The 21,093-nt window shown below is 43.9% G+C and carries 15 protein-coding genes and 5 pseudogenes; 9 read left to right on the top strand and 11 right to left on the bottom strand.

The window, feature by feature from the left end:
* From C7Y66_RS23550 to C7Y66_RS23540, 3 genes are all read right to left on the bottom strand, one after another.
* A partial coding sequence (locus tag C7Y66_RS23550; protein ID WP_146149861.1) for a toll/interleukin-1 receptor domain-containing protein occupies positions 1–1,734 on the bottom strand: 1,734 nt, incomplete at its 3' end.
* Between the two features lie 60 nt (positions 1,735–1,794).
* Positions 1,795–2,538: a hypothetical protein gene (locus C7Y66_RS23545; protein WP_106547456.1), complete on the bottom strand. Its 744-nt coding sequence runs from the start codon at positions 2,536–2,538 to the stop codon at positions 1,795–1,797.
* A gap of 280 nt (positions 2,539–2,818) precedes the next feature.
* Positions 2,819–4,177, bottom strand: a complete 1,359-nt coding sequence (locus tag C7Y66_RS23540) for a hypothetical protein (RefSeq protein ID WP_199197595.1) — start codon at positions 4,175–4,177, stop codon at positions 2,819–2,821.
* Between the two features lie 192 nt (positions 4,178–4,369).
* On the opposite strand from C7Y66_RS23540, the pseudogene C7Y66_RS23535 reads away from it, so the two are divergent.
* A pseudogene (locus tag C7Y66_RS23535) lies at positions 4,370–5,245 on the top strand (IS1 family transposase).
* Between the two features lie 899 nt (positions 5,246–6,144).
* On the opposite strand, the pseudogene C7Y66_RS23530 reads toward C7Y66_RS23535, so the two are convergent.
* Positions 6,145–6,563, bottom strand: a pseudogene (locus tag C7Y66_RS23530) (IS701 family transposase); the annotation flags it as partial.
* Positions 6,564–7,013: 450 nt separating this feature from the next.
* Here C7Y66_RS23530 and C7Y66_RS23525 point away from each other — a divergent pair.
* The 4 genes from C7Y66_RS23525 to C7Y66_RS23510 all read left to right on the top strand — a co-directional run bounded on the left by C7Y66_RS23525 (position 7,014) and on the right by C7Y66_RS23510 (position 10,988).
* Positions 7,014–7,919: a bile acid:sodium symporter family protein gene (locus C7Y66_RS23525; RefSeq protein WP_106547455.1), complete on the top strand. Its 906-nt coding sequence runs from the start codon at positions 7,014–7,016 to the stop codon at positions 7,917–7,919.
* A gap of 317 nt (positions 7,920–8,236) precedes the next feature.
* Positions 8,237–8,587, top strand: a complete 351-nt coding sequence (locus tag C7Y66_RS23520; protein WP_106547454.1) for a cupin domain-containing protein — start codon at positions 8,237–8,239, stop codon at positions 8,585–8,587.
* A 181-nt stretch (positions 8,588–8,768) separates the two neighbouring features.
* Positions 8,769–9,134 carry a hypothetical protein gene (locus C7Y66_RS23515; protein WP_015155599.1) on the top strand — a complete coding sequence of 122 codons (366 nt, stop codon included), beginning with the start codon at positions 8,769–8,771 and terminating at the stop codon, positions 9,132–9,134.
* Positions 9,135–9,554: 420 nt separating this feature from the next.
* Positions 9,555–10,988, top strand: coding sequence for a cell wall metabolism sensor histidine kinase WalK (locus C7Y66_RS23510; protein ID WP_106547453.1), 1,434 nt, complete (start codon positions 9,555–9,557; stop codon positions 10,986–10,988).
* A gap of 131 nt (positions 10,989–11,119) precedes the next feature.
* Here C7Y66_RS23510 and C7Y66_RS23505 read toward each other — a convergent pair.
* The 7 genes and pseudogenes from C7Y66_RS23505 to C7Y66_RS23470 form a co-directional block, all read right to left on the bottom strand.
* Positions 11,120–12,103: pseudogene (locus C7Y66_RS23505) on the bottom strand (GMC family oxidoreductase N-terminal domain-containing protein); the annotation flags it as partial.
* A gap of 17 nt (positions 12,104–12,120) precedes the next feature.
* Complete coding sequence (locus tag C7Y66_RS23500) at positions 12,121–12,795, bottom strand: response regulator transcription factor (RefSeq protein ID WP_015155603.1); 675 nt, start codon at positions 12,793–12,795, stop codon at positions 12,121–12,123.
* Between the two features lie 231 nt (positions 12,796–13,026).
* Positions 13,027–13,941, bottom strand: a pseudogene (locus C7Y66_RS32620) (glucosidase); the annotation flags it as partial.
* Between the two features lie 4 nt (positions 13,942–13,945).
* Positions 13,946–14,080: pseudogene (locus C7Y66_RS23485) on the bottom strand (VOC family protein); the annotation flags it as partial.
* Positions 14,081–14,369: 289 nt separating this feature from the next.
* Positions 14,370–15,086: an NADPH-dependent FMN reductase gene (locus C7Y66_RS23480; protein ID WP_106547451.1), complete on the bottom strand. Its 717-nt coding sequence runs from the start codon at positions 15,084–15,086 to the stop codon at positions 14,370–14,372.
* A 31-nt stretch (positions 15,087–15,117) separates the two neighbouring features.
* Positions 15,118–15,897, bottom strand: a complete 780-nt coding sequence (locus C7Y66_RS23475; RefSeq protein WP_106547450.1) for a glucose 1-dehydrogenase — start codon at positions 15,895–15,897, stop codon at positions 15,118–15,120.
* A 506-nt stretch (positions 15,898–16,403) separates the two neighbouring features.
* Positions 16,404–17,309, bottom strand: coding sequence for a hypothetical protein (locus C7Y66_RS23470; RefSeq protein ID WP_106547449.1), 906 nt, complete (start codon positions 17,307–17,309; stop codon positions 16,404–16,406).
* A 438-nt stretch (positions 17,310–17,747) separates the two neighbouring features.
* On the opposite strand from C7Y66_RS23470, the gene C7Y66_RS23465 reads away from it, so the two are divergent.
* The 4 genes from C7Y66_RS23465 to C7Y66_RS23450 all read left to right on the top strand — a co-directional run bounded on the left by C7Y66_RS23465 (position 17,748) and on the right by C7Y66_RS23450 (position 21,058).
* A complete protein-coding gene (locus tag C7Y66_RS23465; protein ID WP_106166844.1) occupies positions 17,748–18,326 on the top strand; it encodes a Crp/Fnr family transcriptional regulator in 579 nt (192 codons plus the stop codon).
* Positions 18,327–18,474: 148 nt separating this feature from the next.
* Positions 18,475–18,852 (top strand): nuclear transport factor 2 family protein, encoded by a 378-nt coding sequence (locus C7Y66_RS23460; protein ID WP_106547448.1) that lies wholly within the window; start codon positions 18,475–18,477, stop codon positions 18,850–18,852.
* A gap of 171 nt (positions 18,853–19,023) precedes the next feature.
* The gene (locus C7Y66_RS23455) at positions 19,024–20,025 is read left to right on the top strand and encodes a helix-turn-helix transcriptional regulator (RefSeq protein WP_106547447.1); all 1,002 of its coding nucleotides are present in this window, start codon (positions 19,024–19,026) and stop codon (positions 20,023–20,025) included.
* 226 nt (positions 20,026–20,251) lie between these two features.
* Positions 20,252–21,058, top strand: coding sequence for an AMIN domain-containing protein (locus tag C7Y66_RS23450; protein ID WP_233222817.1), 807 nt, complete (start codon positions 20,252–20,254; stop codon positions 21,056–21,058).
* Positions 21,059–21,093 lie beyond the last annotated feature (35 nt).

Genomic DNA, 21,093 nt, shown 5'->3' with positions numbered 1-21,093 from the left:
ATCTAGCACCAGAGAATCGCCGACATAAAATTCTTGCCACCGCAGAGCCTTCTCGAGGCGATCGCCACTAATTAGATAAGAAGCAGTTTTGCTCTTGTGCTGCCAATCACGTGCCAATCGTTCTATTTCTGAACGCATATACAGTTTCTGCCGCTGCTGTTCGATTTTCTCTTGCAGAGGTTCCCACTCTCGCAGTAGAGCTTCGTGGGTTACTTCAGCCCACGCGGTTTTCTCGGTTTTATTCCAATCCGTTTTTAGCAGGCGTGCTTCCACAAAAGTCTGTACAACTTGCCGCTCGCCATCACTTAGCTCGCTCAGATGCACGCGGCGACGCATCGGCTCGCTATTTTCGTCCTCAAGAGCGACCAGTTTCATCAATGTCGGCAGGATCTGAAGCTCCTTCCCCTGCCGTCTGAGTTTCTCAAAGGCAAGCTCCGCCCGTTTTTGGATCGCGCCACCGACTTTTCCGATCGCCTGATAATCTCTGAAGGTAATTTGGTTGCGATGTTCTTGTAGCATCAAGTCATACATTTGGCGTAGACTATAAGCAAGCAGGGGCAGCGCATCTGTGGCTTTGGCACTGCCAACGGTGTCATCCACTAGTTGGTCGATGAGTTTCTCCTCAAATGTAATGCCTGCTAACTCAGCTGGTTTGGCGATCGCCTCGCGAATCTGCTGCTTTCCCATAGGCAGCACAAACAATTCCGACCGCCCTTTGCCGATAAAATTTCCCATCGGGTTATCTGGTTGGACAGATAGGTAGAATTCGGAGCGCAGCGCCATGACAATCCACAATGGTGACTCGCTGGCGATTGCCGTGTCAAGCAGATTGAGAAAGTTTTGAGTTTCTTCTTTACCAGAACGGGTCAGGAGTTCTTCCGCCTGGTCGATAAACAAAAGGACAAATTGCTGCTTTTGCGTATTAAAGGACAATTCTCTAGCGATCTGAATTAGTGCATCTGGGTTATCTTGCAGGCGTGCTAAGGTTTCCGTGCTATTTTGGTTGAGTCCCCGCTCTGCAAATGCCGTTGCTAAATTTTGAGCCAGGTTATTTAAAGGTTGCCCCCCTGGTACTAGACGCGGTATGACTAACCACTCCAAAGTCCTCTTAATTCGCGGTATCAATCCGGCAAGGATAAGAGAAGATTTACCACTTCCCGATGCACCAAAAACGACGATCAGATGACGGTCGTTCTTGGTCGTTGAAAGAGGTGCGAAGAATCCTTCTAATTTGTCGATATCATCTTTGCGCGAAAAAAATACCCCTGCGTCTTTCTCGGTAAAATACTCCAAGCCAGGGTAGGGAGAGCGCTGACGATCCCAAAAAAAAGTAGTACCAATCTTAGCATTTTTCAGCTCTTGAACGAGTCTCTCAACCCGTTGCTTGTAACAAAGGGAAGTCAAATCAATCCGCATCGTGCCTGTCAGTAGTTCATGATTTACTCCCACTTCCAGTCTGACAGGAAATATAAGTTTTCCCAATCCTTGAGCCATCGCCAGTTCTGCAAAGCACCACTTCGACTCGCACGATGCCTTAGTCATAAGAAAGATTACCGCATCACAAATCTTTATCTGGCGGTAGATGTCTTCCTTCCACTGTTCTCCAGGAGCCGTACTATGTTCTGGGTAGGAGCTGATATAGAGCGACTCAAAGCCCTCGTATTTCAATTGCTCGCCTAAATCCTTCGCTACTTCTTTGTCTTGTCCGCTGTGGCTAAAAAAAAGCGAAGCCATATCCTCTTCTCATTCTTCCTAGTTTCTTGCTAAGGAGTTTTTGTATCTTGCCTTGCAGGTTCAAGAATATTTAATCATATAAAATCCAGACTGCGTTTCTCCCCATTTCATATACCCAGCGATCGCATTCTTCGGTCGGGTAAATAGATAGCCAGTCAGCAGCACGAACTCGCCTGTCTCCATATAAATGGAAATTGTAATTTCGTGCGGAACTTTACTGCTGACACGTGCCACCACCTCCTGCGTCACACCATTTCTCCGATAGATACCACTCATTAATAGTGAGTTGGACTCGGCAAGTTCCAAGGTTGCAGGTTGACCGTCATGATAAAGGCTGTAACTCCCAGCAAAGTGTTTTGGCAATACGCTTTCGCTGCCGTCTCCATAATCGCTGAGGTGTAAGAATCCCGATTTGCGTGCGAAAAAACCGAATGGCTGTCCTCTCCATGTCGTTTGTCCGGCGATCGCATTCTTGCCGTGCGCGAACAGATATCCTGTAAACACCTGATCGGTAGGAATATTTTGGTTGAACTTATGTATGATGAATGTAATTTGGTACGGATGCTGTTCGTCAACGCTAGCAGTGACCTTATAGGCACGATCGTCGCGCACGTGATTATAAGTACCATGAAATTGCCCGCTATCGTAAACTAACACCATACTGCCGTACCAACCGTCGTGGTACAAGCTATAGTGACCTGCGAAATCATAGATGTTAACCTTGGAAGAGTAGTCCTCTGGCAAAAAACTAGTTGTGTGGTATGTTGATGGATTCAACAAGTTTTTAAAATCTTTAACTGGCATTTTGAAGTTTGTAGTATTTTGAAGTTCGTAGTTATAAATCCCAGCAATTAAGCGACAGCCCAATCCAAAACATTTTCTTCGATCGCGATCGCACTGGCAGAGAAAGAGTATTGGTATAGTTTATATTTACTTTCAAATTTAAAAAAAGAATGTGAGGAAATTGTGAGGAAGGATGATAAATTTGACGAAATAGAATACCAAATGCCTTGTATTAGTACAAGATTTTCTAAAAGATTTACATCAAGTTATACAGCGATTTAGAGGCGACCGTCTTAAAAATCTAAAGTTCTTGCTCTCGATCGAGCTGTTGCTGGTATTGAGTTTCTAGCAAGTCTTGAGCTTGAGTATAAACTTGCTCGATGTAATCTTTTCCCTTAGTTTTGTATTCTTCTTCTGGCAGGGCAGCTTTCCACTCTTGCAGTCGATCGCATTGGGATAAAACCCGTCCGACTTCGTTAGCATCAGAGGATTCTTTCAGCACTAATAGTGCAACTCCTATATCTACTTCCCAATTAGAAACACGATCGAAACCAGGAGATTGGCGTACTTGCCGCGACAATTGTTCGTACAGTTGCTTGCATTGCCAACGCTGTTGTTCGATAAACTGCGATACTTGTCGCTCCCCATTTGCCATTTGGTGAAGGGTAGAGTACTTATCGTTCAAAGCAGGTGTAGTAGAGCGATCGGGAATAGTTTGGGGCTTGGCAAGATTTATCGGCTTTTGGGCAAATGGTTGCGGTCTATTGGGTAGAGAACCCAAGTGAGTGTTGTAAGTTGAAGCATCTAGAGGTGTACCTACCTTAGCTTTAAGTGCTTCCATGTCTTGAAGCTTGATGCTGCTGGCAGCTAGATAGCGGACGGCAAGACCCTTCCTTGTTTCTAAGGGGGCTTCTTGGGAGGAAACTGAGCTATAGCGATTCTCGTTATGATGCGATACATTCGTAGGGGCGCACAGCTGTGCGCCCCTACAGATCTTGTATTTCATCGAATTGAAAAAGGCTATAAATTCAATCGAGCGCGATCGCAGCCAGTCATCTACAATTTCCACTTTGAGATCGTCAACCGCCAGTTCCACCAGTCCTAGCACTTTGTCTTCTGGATGAGCAAATAGGATTGTAGGACGTTCTTTGATTTTTGATAGAAAAAGCTCGCTCTTTTCTATGATTTCATCTGGGGCTGTTAACTGGGCGATCGCTCCCTTTTGCTTCGTCCAGATTTCGGGATATTGGACTGTAGCGGGATCGACTTGGACAAAAGCATGACTAAAATTACTCTGGAGATTGCATTGCACTGCTACCTGCCGTCCTAGTTGGAGAATACCTAACTGTTTTAAGGCTTCTTTATCTTGCTTGTAAAACAGAACTCCTAGCGGTTTACCATCCAAAAATACAACGTCTCTCACTTTAGCTGGAGTCATTTCAATTTGTCCGATGCTGTAATCTTTATCTTGAAATTCTTCCCCTTTAAAATCGTAATAATTGATTTTATTGAGAATCAAGAAATTTCCATTGGGTGATTCTCCAATAACGAATGCTCCTTCATGCCTGCTATCTTCGATAGTTTTGAGTTTCAGCTTTAAGAGATTGCCATTGCTGAGGTAGTTAGCTTGTCTCAACGCCCGAACAGAATCAGCATCCAATTCTCCTAAAGTGCGATCGCCTAGTTTGATTTTTACCGTTTCGTTAGGAATTGGTACTTGACCGACTGATAGAGTAACTGATTCGTTATTAAATACTTTATCGGCATAGGAGAACTGACTAATTTCGGTTGTGCAGGGTGGAAGTGTGGGACTGCTAGACTGAACAAGGTATAGTTAATTTTGAGCAGCGCAATGAAATGTCCCCTATGCGGTCACGAAAAATCACATAAGCATGGTAAGACAAGTAAAGGCGCGAGAGCGCTACTTTTGTCCAAAATGCCGGCAAACCTTTACCGACACCTTTGATCCTCTCTACTATCGTCGTCAAGGAGCGCGAAGAAAATGTGCGGATTGTACTGCAATCTCATGTAGAAGGTAGTAGTTTGAGAGGTATTAGTCGCATTAGTAACTTAGCTTACGACACAGTAGTAAGTCTCGTGCGAGCTGCCAGTCAAAAAGGACAAATGGTACACAATGCTGAGGTACAAGCGGTTGATACCGATGCAATCGCTGCCGACGAATTCTGGTCGTTTGTCGAAAAAAACACTTCATCACTGCTTGCCCAATGAACTCGAAGCCGGAGACTGTTGGATTGCCTTGAGCTTGGCACAATTGAGTGGGTTGATTCTGTGTGGTCGCGTTGGTAAACATACCGACTCCTTAGCGATTGAGTTAGTAGTTAGTACCGAAGGCAAGACTGACTGTAAGGAGTGGGGGACTGATGGCTGGTCAGGATATGAGCGAGTTCTGCCTTCGGAAATTGACCACTACATTAGTAAAATTTTGACGCAACGATTGGAGCGTACTAACGCGATTGTACGGCAGCAAACTGGGCGTTGGCATCGACGACAAAACATGAGAGATTGCGGGGGGAAGGATTCCTTCCGCAACTCTCGCAAATTTAGTAAGTTGTGGCAGCAGACTGAGGTAACTTTGAAGCTTGTTGTGAGCTATTTCAATTGGATTTGGCAACATTCCTATTTAGGAACTACGGCAGCACAACGAGCCGACTTAGCCGATCTCCCTTGGACTTGGAGTGATATTGCCACCTATCCCACGCTTCTGTGAGGCACAACCGGATAATTCGTCTATTTTTACATCCAATTCTAGAACGCGATCGCGCTCGTGGGAGCTACGGTTATTGCTATGCCCTGCTTTTATCCTCTAATATCTCCACCAATTCGGTGTGAATTTCGGTGTTAATCGAAATGCTCGACAGCAAAACCTTTGTTGTTAAGATGCTATGACGTTTTGCTTATTGAACTGAAAATTTTCGTGTCACCGATCTAATCCTGCCTTCTGCTATCGTTATCCCAGCTGCTAAAAAGCTTCCAGGGTAAGCTCTAACTAACGCTTACACCGATCGTTAGACGTTAAGAATAGCAGCGATCGCAAATCCTGAATTTCCTATTTTACGGTTTTGCCAATGAAACGATCGTCCCCCCTGTTTTTCTAAATTATGTTGTATGAGTATTGACAATTGTGGCGAATTAGACCCTGGGGTAGGGATAGCGTTTGTATGCTGTTCCTGACCTGTAGAACCCGGAGAATTTTAGGTGGCTGCATTTTCCTGGATGACCGATCGTAGTGGCAGGAGTAGCCGATGAAAATAGCATTTTGAGCAACCAGAGAAAATAGTATAGAATTCAGTAAAGCTAATTCTAGCCCTGCTCAAACCGTTATTCGACAAAGACTGTAAACACTGGATTGCAGTTTTGTCATCAGCTGGTCGCAGGTTCAAATCCCGTCACCAGCTTTTTTTGTGAATGAGTTCGGGCAATGGGTGTGGCTCGAAACTTCCTACTGATAAGGTTTTTAGCCTTTATCGTTTTGTAGGCTTCGACTGGACAAATCTGGCAGTCAATAGACAAAACAACTAAAAATCGCGCATAATTAACCTCAGTTTTAGTACAGTACTTAGTACAGGTTTTTTGGCTGAAAAAACCGCTTAGCCCTCTTTTATCACTCTAAACAGAAAAAAATATAAGTTGTAAGTTGAGCTGCTGCACGACGGGATGAACAAACTGATTCATCCTACTGATGAGTTGCTCAAATCCAAACTGCAATGAAGCGATAGGAAACACCTCCAACCATCGCTTTAACCAGTTGAAACAAACTTTTTAGTTGGACGATCGATCGCAAATTATTGAGCAGATGTTTCCAACCGCTTTGATTGTTCCACCAAGGATGCCTCCGCAAACTGTTGATAGGCTGTTGGACAAGAATTATTAAAGGCATCAGCGAACAAACTCACTATCAAAAACGCACTCATTACCATCTCCCACCACTTTTTAATCTGTTCGTAGTGAGTCATGCGAAAATCTGCCCAGCCAAGCACGTCTTTGGCTTGCTTAAGTCCATACTCAATACTCGTTCTAAAGCCATAAAGGAATTGGTCTGTAGGCAGCAATGCTTCATGCTTGGATTGACATAGAAATATCGCCAAACTTCAATTAGTAAAATCTCCAATTTGTAGTAGAATTGCTTGTTATTTACTAAAAGTTATATCTCGTGAGCCATTCTACTCAAATATACGATCGTGTAAGTAATTGTCGATACGTTGCTTGGCTTTGGTTTAAACGCGATCGAGCTTCAGTTAATTTCAAGATTTAAAACCTGCATAATTCAATGAAACAATAATCGGGAAAAGTTAAAGAGCAAGTCACCAGATTAGCAATTTTACTCTCAGTTAAAATTTATAATTTCAAAGCCTCGTCTTATAGACACTCAGCAAGCTTCTCGATAGCTACAGAAAATCCGATACACGTAGAGATTGCTTGTCCAACATGGATGCTGCTGCACAACGCTGATTGAAAAAATAAACCTAGCTTAATCTATGCAAGTCAACTTTTTTACTGCCGTCCTCTTACCGATAGGTCTAGCAACCGTAATGCTAGGCATGGGGTTAACCCTCGTGCCAGAAGACTTTCAACGAGTCACCCGCTATCCCAAAGCCGTCGCTATTGGTCTAGTCAGTCAATTGCTCTTTCTCCCCATCGTCGGCTTTCTGGTCGCTTCGATCGTACCGATGCAGCCAGAAATGGCAGTGGGATTAACGATCCTGGCTTTGTGTCCAGGCGGACCTTCTTCCAACATGATTACTTATTTGGCGAAAGGAGATGTCGCCCTTTCCGTGACATTAACGGCATTGAGTAGCGCCATTACCGTATTCACAATTCCCATCTTCGCAAATCTATCACTGCAATATTTTATCGGACAAAATGCGGCGATCGCCTTACCAATTGGGCAAACGATGCTGCAAATTTTCGCGATCGCCATATTACCAATTGTTTTGGGAATGCTGGTACGGCAAAAGTTTCCCGACTTAGCCCGCCGACTAGAGAAGACCGCGAATCGGCTTGCCGTTGCCTTCCTCGCTTTAATTATCGTGGCAATTATAATTCACGAGTGGAATCGCATCCCCAGTTTTATCGCCCAAGTAGGAATTGGAGTAGCACTACTAAATATAATCTCAATGGCGATCGGGTTTTGGTTTGGCAAGTTGTTTAATTTGAATTTTGCCCAAAGGATCTGTATTGCAATTGAGGTGGGAATTCAAAATGCGACGCTAGCGATCGCGATTACTGCCGGACTGTTAAACAATCCCGATATGGCTGTTCCTGCTGCGATTTATAGCTTAGTTGCATACGCCACCGCCATTCTTACCATTTTTTATGGGAGAAGATCTGTTCAAAAGATTTATCAGGAGGAGAGAGCCAACAATCTATCAACTCGACTTTAGCGATCAGCGATCGCACTACACGACAAAATAAGTTTGATCGAATCTTCAGCAAAATCTTCTTACCTTTTTTTCGCCCGAAGTTAACCGATGATTTCAAAATCTCGGCTATGCGAGTCGATCTTTGTGACATATGACACGCTCATTTAAATTTAGTAGTTGAGCAAACACTAAAAATATTCAACAGAATGTAGCATAGTCAACCGTAGGAAATACAGCGATCGCTGAATGCTTTACTGCTAGGTTGACATGTTTGTCGAGCCAAACTTCAACCACCTACTAGTGTTGACTATATAAAGTTAGGAGTTACGGTTGAGCTGATGTACGAAAGAATCTTTGACCTCCAAACCTTCGCACGCTTTTCTGACCAATGCGCTCAAGTCACTGAAGTTGTGGTGACGGATAACTCTAGTGTTGCAGTTTGGGCGGTACAACCTGAACAAAAGGTTGAAGCTCATCTTCACCCCAGCGGACAGGATACATGGGTAATGCTAAAAGGAACGCTGACTTATTATTTAGGGGACGGTCAGCGCCAAACACTGAGTGTGGGTCAATGTGCTGTTGCAGATCGATCGCAGATTCACGGAGCCGTGAATGAGGGTACAGAAGATGCTGTATTTGTTTCTATCTATTCAGCTCCACAGATTGGCTATGTCAAAGCATTGCCCTAGTCCGACATTATTCAGCCGAAATCTCGATTGACTCAGAGATTTTTTAGTAGGAACTCAGCGATTTCTCAGGCAATCCTTTTAGAGTAATTCTTTAAAGGTCATAGTTGGATTGGGACGATCGAGCTAATCTAACTCTGAAACATCAGTATGACACAAATTCAACAGAAGGAAACTCACTCGCATGAATACTCTTGTAAAAAGTATTGCCTTTACAACTATTAGCTTAGCTATAGCAACTACCTCCGCAAGTGCTACACAGTCAAATAATGTAGATACTCGCATGACTAACCATGCTAATACCATCGAACTGAATAGCCAAATAGCTCAACAATCTCCATCTAGTCCCCTGAATGAGACAAGATCTAGGCGTTTCATTGATGAGATGATTATGCTTCGGATGAAAATGGTTGAAGCAGCAGAGTCAGCACTTCAATCTCCAAATCCTGAAATCAAACGTATGGCACAGGAAACCATCAAAACTAGTAACACTGAAATTAAAAAAATGATGGAAATGCGGGGAAAATTTGGTATATATGAAGATGGTTAAGTTAGCCGAAGAACCACTTTAAATAATTCAGTACTTAGCAAAGCGCAATTTCTTATTCTCTAATTCGACCCAGAGTTTTACGCGATTGCTGTTTATCCTCAGCCCCATTTCCCACTCGATTACCTGTAAAATCTTATTCTCTTCTATCTGAGCGGAAATATTGGCTTTTCTACCGTCCTCTTACTGTTTGTGGGACAAGGAAAGGACTAACTGGGACGCGCGACTTGCTAGAAATTCCTTTGGGCTGGCAGAAACATTACATTGAGCAATGCGACTTCGTGAATCAGACCTGTCCAGCCAAAACTTCACAGAGCCAGGTAGAGCAGGCACTAAAGGTAGCGCAGGCATCTCGCCTGTGAGGAGCAGAATAGAATTATGCAGGGAAGCAGGGGGGACTTGGAGTCCTCGTCCCCGAAGGGGATGGGGAGAGGGAGACAGAGAACATTTCCTGAAGTATGGCGGCTCGATCCGTTTTCATTGCGATCGCGTTTAACAATTGGCATTGCAACTGTTTCCTCGGTAGGCTTGGGTAGCATTGCAATCTGGACGGGATGGCAAATGCAGCGCATCCTAATTAACAGCCACAAACAGGGAATTGAATACATAGCTGAACGCCTACCGCACGATGTAGAACTCTACAGTGAAATGTTGCCAGTAGAAACCGGATTAAGCAAAGCAATTAATAACCTGACGACTGCTGATACCCTTCTATGGGTAAAGCATCCTGATGGGAAAATTACAGCTAAGTCTGTCAGTCTCAAGATGCAGAACGATCGAAGTACGGCTGCTGCTTTAATGTCCCTAACACAAATGCCGTCTCAAGCCCAAGTCTCCGAAGTTAACGGACGCTACTTTGTGCTACGTGGCAGCTCATTGCAAGTCCGAGGGAGAGCAATCGGTCAACTGTTCGTGGCAAGAGACATTTCGCGCGATCGACAGATGTTTTTGGCAGTGGTGGGGAATTTGGGCATTATCAGTATAGGAGTACTGCTGGCAGTGACAGTAGCGATCGCTTTCTACCTGAAGCGATCGCTTCAACCTCTGCGCCAATTAAGCCAAATGACTCAGTTAATTTCGGCTGAAGATTTAGGGCGATCGCGATTGAATCTCGAACGCGCACCTAGCGAAGTGAAGGAACTGGCGCAAACATTTAATATGTTATTATCTCGCCTCTCTCAAGCTTGGGAACGAGAACGGGAATTTGTCAGCAATGTTTCCCATGAGTTGCGCACGCCGCTGACAATCGTGCATGGATACTTGCAAAGCGTATTGCGACGACAGCATAACTTAACAGAAACTCAACAAGAAGCTATAGAAACTGCTGCATCTGAAGCAGAACGTACCATCCGCCTCTTACAAGATTTACTCGATTTAGCCAGGGCAGATAGCGGTTATTTGCAGTTTCGGATCGATTCTTTTATACTCAACGATCTAGTAGCGGAAGTGGTGGGGATGGCACGTCAATACAGCGATCGCGCGATCGCAATTGAGACAGAAACTTATCCCATCGTTGTGAAAGCAGACTACGATCGTCTCAAGCAAGTTTTGCTCAATTTAATTGATAATGCAATCAAATATTCTGAGCCAGATACGTCTATTCAAGTGACACTAGACACTCAACCAGCAACAGCGATTATTCAAGTTTGCGATCGCGGCTATGGGATTCCCTTGCAACACCAATCTCGGATCTTCGAGCGTTTTTATCGCGTTGATGAAGCCCGTACTCGCACTACTGGAGGTTCTGGTTTAGGATTGCCGATTGTCAAAACTTTAGTAGAGGGAATGGGCGGTAGCGTGACATTGCGCTCAAAATTAGGCGAAGGTAGCGTATTTACAATTAGTTTACCTGTATAGCTGCTAAATACCAGTAATACGATCTCCGGTTAAATATCCGTCGTTATAATCGCAGCCAAGAAATGAAAAAATTATGGTGGCAGACTACTACATCAACTGTTTCAACAAATAATCGCCCACTCGTAGAGCATTAGTTCTGCTCCCGGTCGAAGTTTTAACAAAGGAGCTAGTAAAGCAGGGGCTTCCGCAGGTAACATATCTGCTAGCACGTTGCCCGTGTTCTGCACCAAGCCCATTGGATAAGGAAAGCTCAGCTCCCCCCAATAGAAATCGCTGATGCAAATGGTCTTTTGATAAACATCTGAATTAAGCTTGGTACTCAGTTGCACCATCGCCGTGCAGTTGTGCTTCATCAGGTTCCGCCCTACCCGATCGGAACTGTTTGCCAGCCCGCTAGGATGCCGATCGTTTCGCGATCGCAACAGCAACGCTGCTGAATTAATTGCACCACAGGCAACTACGACAATATCGCTTGTGAAAAATTGATGCTGTCCATCAATTTCTGCTTCAACACGAGCGATCTCTCGACCAGAGGGACTGGTGTGCAGGCGCGTTACTTTGGCTGCTACGAGCAAGGTAACGTTTGTGCGATCGCGAATTGGTTGAATGCAGTTAACTTCAGCATCTGCTTTGCCGCGAGTTAAGCAGGGAAATCCATCACACGTATTGCAGCGAATACAGTTCTCCAAGCTGCGATCGACTTCATTGAGTTTCAGTCCCAAAGGCAGGTTAAATGGATGTAAACCTACCTGGGTTAGCAAATTGGCAAGTTCTTGCATCCGAGGTTCGTGGCGTACCGCAGGGTAGGGATAAGGCAAGCTTCGAGGTGGCTCAGTCGGGTCGATACCAGACTGCCCATGCACGTCGTACAATTCTTCTGCGCGATCGTAATAGGGTTCAAAGTCACGGTATTTCAGCGCCCACTCTGGCGAAATACCCTCTTTATGTTCGACCTGCTCAAAATCCCGTTCTCGCAATCGCAGTAAAGCCGCACCGTAAACTTTAGTATTGCCACCTACCCAGTAGCCAGTTGCGGGACGAAAAGTTTTGCCGTTCGTGTCATGCCAGCGTTCCTGGGTGTGATACCGCTCTCGTTGATAAACTTCTAAAGCACTCCTTGTATCATTTGATATTACTCTCGCAATACATAGCCGACACCACGCACGGTGTGGAGCAAACGCTTTTCGTTGTTTTCTTCCAGTTTCAGGCGCAGGTAGCGAATATAAACTTCAATCACGTTGGAATCGCCTACAAAGTCATAACCCCAAACCTTTTCTAAAATTTGGTCTCTGGTAAATACCTGACGCGGATGGCTGAGGAGGTATTCTAGTAGATCGAATTCTTTGACAGTTAGCTCAATTGCTCGTTGACCGCGCAACACTTCGCGAGTTCGGCGATTCAAGCTTAAATCCTCAAATTGCATCAAATCTAAGTCTGGTTCGCTGGTACGGCGCAGATGGGCGCGAATTCGGGCAAGTAATTCCTCAATGCTGAATGGTTTAACTACGTAGTCATCAGCACCAGCATCCAATCCAGCAACGCGATCGCCTACCTCATCTCTTGCCGTTAATAAAATCACGGGGATCTTGTTGCCAGTAGCACGCAGACGACGACATAGTTCCACTCCGGTTAACCCTGGTAGCATCCAATCCAGAATTGCCAGATCGAAAGCTGACTCTCGTGCTAAAGTCAGTCCTGCCACACCATCGTGCGCTACGCTGACGCAATAACCTTCGCTGTTCAATTCCAGTTCCAAGAATCGAGCCAGTTTGACTTCATCTTCAACTAGGAGAATATGTGCTGTCACGGTCTTATTCCTAATCAATGATATTTTGTTGCTGATGAGGAGTCACGAGCATCTGTTTCTTCCATCTCATCCATATTGCCACGCTACCCAATTCGAGCCGAAAAATAATAGCGATGTCTACTTGAGTAATTTTTCCATGAGACTTATTATCGCAACTCATATCTACACAGAAGTTATCCGATTTCCGTTCGAGTAGGGGCGATCGCAGTACGTAGAATATCTGCTGCTAGTTTAAACTTCAATTTGCTCGTAAGCGGATAACTGGGGCGCTTTATCCCGTCCTTCGTACTCGCCAAACTGCCCGATTAGCTTTGCGACTAAACCCGTCCATCCAGTTTGATGACTAGCACCAATTCCCGCGCCGTTATCACCGTGGAAGTATTCGTGAAATAGAATCAAATCTTGCCAATAGGGATCGGTTTGGAACTTTTGGGTTCCACCATAAACGGGTCGATAACCAGATGTGTTTTTCAGAAAAATCTGAATTAACCTTTGGGATAATTCAGCAGCGACTTCCCACAAAGTCATCATTTGACCGGAACCCGTGGGGCATTCAACCTGGAAATCGTCTCCCAGATAATAATGAAACTTTTGTAGGGATTCAATCAGGAGAAAATTCACGGGAAACCAAACGGGACCGCGCCAATTAGAATTACCACCAAACAAACCGCTACTAGACTCTGTCGGTTCGTAATCAACTCGAAATTGAGTGCCATTGACATGAAAAATATAGGGATGTTCGGCATGGTAGCGAGAGATTGCCCGAATGCCATAATCTCCCAAAAACTCAGTTTCATCCAGCATCTTTTGCAGAATTCGCCGTAGCCGATCGCGGTAGACAATTGCTAGCAATCTTCGCTCTCCTACTCCCTCAGATTTCATGCAAGCAATATTTTGAGTCAGATCGGGGCGATTTTGAATAAACCATTCCACTCGCTTTTTAAAGCCTGGAAGTTTTTGTAGCGTTTCTGGCTCGATGGTTTCTACCGCAAATAGGGGAATCAGCCCCACAAGACTTCGCACTTTCAAAGCAATCTGTCGATCGTTAGGTAAATGCAAGACATCGTAATAAAATCCATCTGCTTCATCCCAAAGAGATGCTTCCATTTCGCCAATGTGGTTCATGGCATCAGCGTAAAAGTGAAACCATTGCTGCTGCTCTGTTCCAGTCGGGGATGCGTTGCGGGGCAGTGGAGGCGTATTGTACTTTGAACTTGCGTAAGTGTTGGTAAGCTTTATCCATATCGCTAACAGCGATCGCAATATGTTGAAACCAGCGATCGTGACCGAAAATAATGGGATACAAGTCCCGCAGCTTCCATTAAATATTCGGGATAGTGACGGTAGAGAGCATTCATATTTAGCTAGTCAAAAGTCAAAATTCAAAGGGAGCAGGGAGCAGGGAAACCCATGTTTAAAAACATGGGATTGAAACATGGACTCCCAACTGTTTCGTGCGAGGCATCTCAACATAATTATTTTTTTTATTAGTGGGCTTGCGACCCACAACTAAAGTTTTTTTTGTACAACCGAGAGCGAATCTGCTCGCTACTCTCTCTTTTGTCAAAAAATAATTAAGCAAGCAAACTGGCTTCTACTGCGTTCGTCTCACAAGATTGGCTAATTTGGAGAACGCTATCCATTGCATCAGTACCCATACGTGCAGCCATTTCAGGGCAGGGCTTATTTGCATGATGAATCGTGGCAACCTCTTCCTGCTGCTTATCCAAACTCACCTGCGTGCGTCCATACCTCAGCACGGTTGACATCCAAATTAGCTCTTGCATAAACCGCTCTAAGCGGCGGATATAAGTCGGTTTGTCCATTAAATTTCCAGACTCATCAAATAGCGTTTGGACGTTGCTAAAGTTGAGGTCGTAGAAAATTGTCACCAGTCCCAACTCGCGCATCACGGGCAGCAGATTCTGGATGACTCGCGTACCGCCAAACGGTCCAGCAGAAACGCCGCATAGCCCGACGGCTTTGTGAATGTATTCTTTCAGACAAGTATCGAGTACGTGTTTGAGCAAGCCTGGGTAGCCGTGGTTGTATTCTGGTGCGACAATAATTAATCCATCTGCTCGCTCCATCGAGGCTGAAAACTGCGGGTCTTTGAGCGATTCACCAGCATCGTTCGTGGCGATTGCGATCGCTCGAACATCAATTAACTCAGTCTCTACACCATCCCTTACCGAAAGTTGCTCGACGATAAATTTAGCCACGTATTCGCTTTGACGACCTTGGCGGGGAGTACCGAGAATGACGGGAATAAATAGAGGTGAGTCTGACATGAATCGATTCTCCTTACTGCTCTTGATAATTTCAAAGCAAGCCACCATCGACAAAGAAAGTGCTACCCGTAACGTAGTCAGCATCGGGGGATGCTAAAAAGGCAACCAAAGAAGCAACATCTTGCGGTTGTCCCAAACGACCGAGGGGAATATTTTTCAACAATGCACCCAACTTTTGGGGGTTGTGCAAGAGCTGGGTATTGATTGGAGTTTCTATTGCGCCAGGTGCTACGTTATTAATTGTGATGCCCAAAGAACCTAGTTCGACTGCTAAGTTGCGAGTCAGCATTTTCATGCCACCTTTACTAGCATAATACGCCGTGAAGTTAGGAAATGGCAGTTCCTCATGCACCGAGCTGATATTGATAATTTTTCCAGATCTTTTAGTTTCAATTAGGTGTTGTACAAAAGTTTGAGTGGCAAAAAAGACTCCTTTCAAATTCACATTCATCACGGTATCATAGTCAGCTTCCGTAATTTCCCAAAATGGAGCGTGTTTTTCAATTCCAGCGTTGTTTACCAAAATATCTAGCTTGCCAAAATGTTCGATGCTTTCTGCAACTAGCTGACGCACCTGATTCACATCACCTAAATCTGCCTGAACTGTGTAACCTTGAGATTTAGCGCATCTAGCCATGTAGCATCTACCACCAGCAGCTTGTACTTTTGCTAAGGTTTCCTCCGCTCCTTCTGGATGCGAGCGGTAGTTAATGACAACATCTGCTCCTTCTTGGGCAAGACGCACCACAATTCCCTGTCCGATTCCTTGACTGCTACCCGTTACCAGGACAACTTTACCTTCAAGTCTCATATAAATTCTCCTTGAATAGATAGCAATTAGTTCTCAAGTGAGTAGCATAAGTAATAATCGATATCGTTCGTGGAAAGACCGAGCGAACTCATGACTAAATACGGATTGTTAAGTCATGCTTGAGCGATTTCATCATAAGAAATTGCTCTAAGCAACTTAAGTTAATTGTTGCTCGATTGACGAAATGATGAATGATAACTCTTTAAAAGTATCAGTTAGTAGAGCTGAGATTTTGGCTAGAAATTTATTATGTTTTTCTCAGTAAAATCTAATTTTTCCAGAATTATGCTGGGGCGAGCGATAGATGCAGGCGTTGGGGCAAGGTGGGTGTGCGCTGATGCACTGTATGGCACTGACCATCAGCTATGGCAATTTAGTCAATTGTGACCAAACAATTTGGGTAGACAAGAGCCAACACTCTTGTGGATGCAATTATGAGGAGAATAGAAGAGTCTGCGATCGCAATAAAACAGCATTTCTAAAACATTTAACGCCTACGATCCATATTAATTTAGCTCTAGAGAAACATCATTATGGCAACTGTATACTTGGTGAGCCTGATAAAACCATTCAAAGAATCTACTTAAACTTTGCTGTTTTCGTTGAACTTCAGCTTTGTTGTCAGCGCAACAATCAACCTCCTCTAAAAATACTTTAGTTGCGTGTAAGCATAAATGGCTGGCATCACGTAACTGTTGAAAATCAATTTTCTTTAGCTCTGATTGCCGACTACGAATAGCATTGAAGTAATTGATCCGAACGTCTAGCCAGCTACCTGGTGTAATCTTGTGTACCATTTGCCGCGCTGGATTGCTGAGAAAATCTAATCCCATTGATGCTGCACGTTGATTAGTCATATCAAATGTTTCTAAGTGCCACAAATCTGCTGTTAAGTTGGGAAGCTGGCAGTTAGTTGCTAGTAGTTCGGATTTAGACATAAAAGTTTTCAACCATTCACACAGCAGTGCTAACTCTAAATTAGGAGAAACCGATTGTAATTGTGTTTCTATTCTTTCGACTAAAATATTAGCTTGGTAAATAGACTCAGAAACATATTTTTCAAAAATCTCACGTTCCGAGTTTTCTAATAAATATACGAGCGCGATCGCGGCTGAATACAAATGTTCAATTAAAACTTGACTGCTGACACGTTCGCGGTGTATCTCTAATAGAATATAAGAGTAATAGCTTTGAATCATTTTAGAAAATAAACTGACTATAGCTATAGTGTAAGGCTCGGTAGATATGTTAAAAATTGAGGCACTTAAAAGCTGAATATCTTGTAGATAACTATATAAAGTTTGGGCGGTTTGAAAAAAAGCACGACTGAAATTCAGTTCGGTTTTATCAAGTGTATGAATCGGTGGTAGAGTAATTTTTTCTTCTGAATTACTAGAAAAGTTTTGTTGCATTTATCCTCCAAAAAAATCATGAGTTTAAAAGGAACCTTAGTTTCGATGTCACTTGAAGTTGCGATTTCCGATTATTAACTGAGACTGTTGCATCATGCTGCCTTATCTCCTTTTCAAGCTAACTGAGGTTAGTAGAGAGAGTTAAGTATGATTTCTGGTGCTATCACATCTATACTCCGGTCAAATTAAAATCTTGTCAATTCAGTGTTAGTGCCATCATTTGTCAATCTAGTAAAGTTCAGAAAAGTTCTGGAGTTGAGATTCTTTTCTATTAAGAAAGATTTTTTTTAATAACAAACGTGGTTTGCAATACTGAATTTGCAGTAGCTTTTGTTGTGAATTTAGCCTGTAATCAGCAAATTAAGTTGCTTGCCTTGTTTGAGAATAAATGAATGCTATTCCTAGTAACTCGCATTAGTAGTTTATTGGTGTAAAGTGATGAGCTACGTCCAGCCTATTTATCGCAACCGAGATGATGTAACGATATCTCCAGCGACCCCAACTAAATTACAGTTTCAACGCCGCGATCGCTTACCAGAAAATCAAGAAGTTTTATGGCAAATTGAATCCGGGGTTGCCCGCAGCATTACTTGGAGTCAGGAAGGTGAGTTGGTTTGCTTGGGTTACTGGGGAGCGGGAGATGTTGTTGGACATGCACTATCACGAGTGCAGCCCTATGAAATCCACTGTCTGACAAATGTAGAAGTTAGTCGCTGGAACCGCAATCAGTGGGCGCAATTAACAGATGCGATCGTCCACCACCAGCAGCAAACAGAAGAACTACTGAGCATCATTCATATCAATCCTATATCTCAAAAATTGTGGCAACTACTCGTGTGGTTGAGTCAAAAATTTGGTCGTAATGTTGATAACGGGCAGACGCTTGAGCTACCACTCACCCATCAGCAGTTGGCTCAGACGCTAGGTACGAGCCGAGTGACGGTGACTAGAGTTCTCCAGCAGTTAGAAGCAGAGGGAAAAATACGACGGCAGCGGCGGCGACTCGTTGTAACATGATAGCGCTTTTCAATTGGATGCAATATACGTCTGGTAGGGGCGCACAGCTGTGCGCCCCTACCAATGTCATCCACACAATCGAGAATTGCTATGAAACACCAAAGAGAGTAAACATGGATAAAACCACCTTCGTTTATGTGACAAAATTATGAGTCATCAAATTGAGCATCAAATCGTCGAGGCAGAAGAAAAGCTCAGGCTAGCAATGCTTCACTCCGATGTGAAAGCATTAGATGAACTGTTGTCGCCTAAATTACTTTTTACAAATCACCTGGGTCATTTGGTAGGAAAAGAGGAAGATCTAGCAGGTCACAAGTCTGGCGCTCTCAAACTCAACTCACTGTCAGCTTCCGAGCAGCATATTTTGTTAGCAGGTGATGTGGCGATCGTCTCAGTTAGAGTGCAATTGTCAGGTAGTTATAATGGTACACCCACAAATGGCGTTTTTCGGTTTACCAGAGTTTGGTCGCAGTCTCAGGATGGAACTTGGCAAATTATAGCTGGGCATTCAGGCATAGTGTCTTAACGCTTTACTACTCCCTGCTCCCTTGTCGGTCACTTTTCTTATAGTGAATTTTGTGTCATAATTAAGAGTATTTCTCATTTAACTGAAGGAACATAGCTAGCTGGAGTATTCAATGTCAAGGCGATCGCTGCAACCTCGACTGTTTAATGATGAAATTATTCTCATTAAATCATGACAAAAATTCTGACAGATACTAGCTGGAATGAATTATGGCAAAAGACCTCCGATCGATCGAAGGAGTTTGAAACGAGCGATCGGGGAAAAATTCCAAATGTCTGTAATACCTACGATTGGCAGGTAGAGTTACGCAGTGGGTTAACTCTTTCGATACATGAAGTAGAGTTGACTGAAGATATTGTATGGACTAGAGATAGATTGGATGATTCTCAATTCGGCTTGAGCTTTTTTCTCTCAGGAAAAGTAAGGATTGAGCGTCACAGCTTAACTGATGAAACTGATGAATCAGTAGGAAAATATTATTCAGAGTGTAACTGCGATTTTCAAGAAACTGAGTGGTGGAAAGCGGGAGATAAATTTTCCCGAATTTATTTGAAAATCGAACCGCAGCAATTTTTTCAAAGTTTTGGCGGAGAAGATTTAGCACAGATACCGATTTACCTGCGCCAAGCTACGATTAGCGATCGCGTGCAACCTTACTACCAACAATGGGAAATTACACAACAAATGTGGATGGTGTTGTGTAACATTTTACAATGTCCCTATCAAGGCTTCATGAAGCGAATGTATCTGGAAAGTCAGGCGATGGAATTGATTGCCTTTCATTTCCAGCAATTTCAGGAGCGAGAGATAGGCGATCGCCACTTTCCTACCAAGAATTTGAGCGATAGTGACAGAATTTATCAAGCCAAAGAAATTTTACTAAAAAACTTAGAAAGTCCACCCAGCTTGATAGATTTAGCACGGCAAGTAGGGCTGAACGAGTTTAAGTTGAAGCGTGGGTTTCGGCAAGTTTTTGGGACATCAGCATTTAAATATTTGCACGACTATCGACTGGAACAAGCAAGGCAGCTTTTGGCATTGGGAGACATGAATGTTGAAGAAGTAGCATTGAAAATAGGTTTTGATAGCCGCAGTTACTTTGCCTCAGCTTTCCGCAAAAAATTTGGCTTGAATCCCAAACAATACTTTCAGCATTGCCAAAAATCCCTCTAGCGTTCAAATTGGAAATACCGATCGCCTATTATACATACACTTCTAGTTTAGTTAGGAAATTTTCCTAATACTATCAGGAGTTACGCAGTCGATCCCCCCAACCCCCTTAAAAAGGGGGCTTTATTCCTCCCTTTTTAAGGGAGGAACTAGGAGGGATCGTCGAGGACTGAAACTCAAGTGCGTAACTCCTGACTATCAAATGGTGTGAGGGAATGTAGGTGGAGCGATGAAGGTAGATAAATTGTGTCAAAGTCTGCTGCTAACAAGTGCGATAACCCTAACGGGATGCTTCGCTTACGCGCTTTTGCTCGGCACTCCGGCAAAAGGCGAGGAAATGGAAGCGCAGATTCGAGAAGTTGACAAAAATCTTTTACAACCAAACGAAATTAGACTTCCAACGACAAGCGCTCAAATGTTGGAATCGCCAACACCAACTAACCCACCTGCCGTTCTGCCTAACCAAGAAGGGAAGGGAAGCGTTGTATCAATTACGGGAGTTGTGACAAATCCCACCGCTAAAGGTGTAGAGATAATTCTGCAAACCACTCAAGGGAAAGTACTTCAGTCTGTAACTCTGGTTTTGGGCAGAACCTATGTTGCCAATATTCCCAACGCTGTACTAACACTTCCCCAAGGAGAATTTCGTCAAGATAATCCTGCTAGTGGCATTACTCGCGTGGCTGTGACTCAAGCTACCGCTAATAGTATACGAGTCGCGGTGACGGGGGAAACAGCTTTGCCACAAGTGCAGTTGTATGACGCTCCCAATCAGGGGTTGATTTTTAGCTTCACTCCAGGTACACCCACCGCCCAGACTCCGCCAGCGCCAGAAGATGAGGTGCAGGAAATTGTGGTGACAGGGGAGCAAGATGGCTATCTCGTCCCCGATACCAACGTGGGAACGAGAACCGATACACCCTTACGCGATATTCCCCAATCAATTCAAATTGTCCCGCAACAAGTACTAGAGGAACAACAAGTTAACACCTTAAATCAATACATCGGACAGAATCAGGCGGCGATAGTGCCGTAGGAACGTAGACTTTGGTAGTTGGGATGAGATTTAAT

It is taken from the genome of Chroococcidiopsis sp. CCALA 051 (assembly GCF_003015105.1).
GTDB lineage: Bacteria > Cyanobacteriota > Cyanobacteriia > Cyanobacteriales > Chroococcidiopsidaceae > Chroococcidiopsis > Chroococcidiopsis thermalis.
The sequence above is the reverse complement of the archived record's forward strand: the minus strand, read 5'-3'. Positions and strand labels throughout refer to the sequence as shown.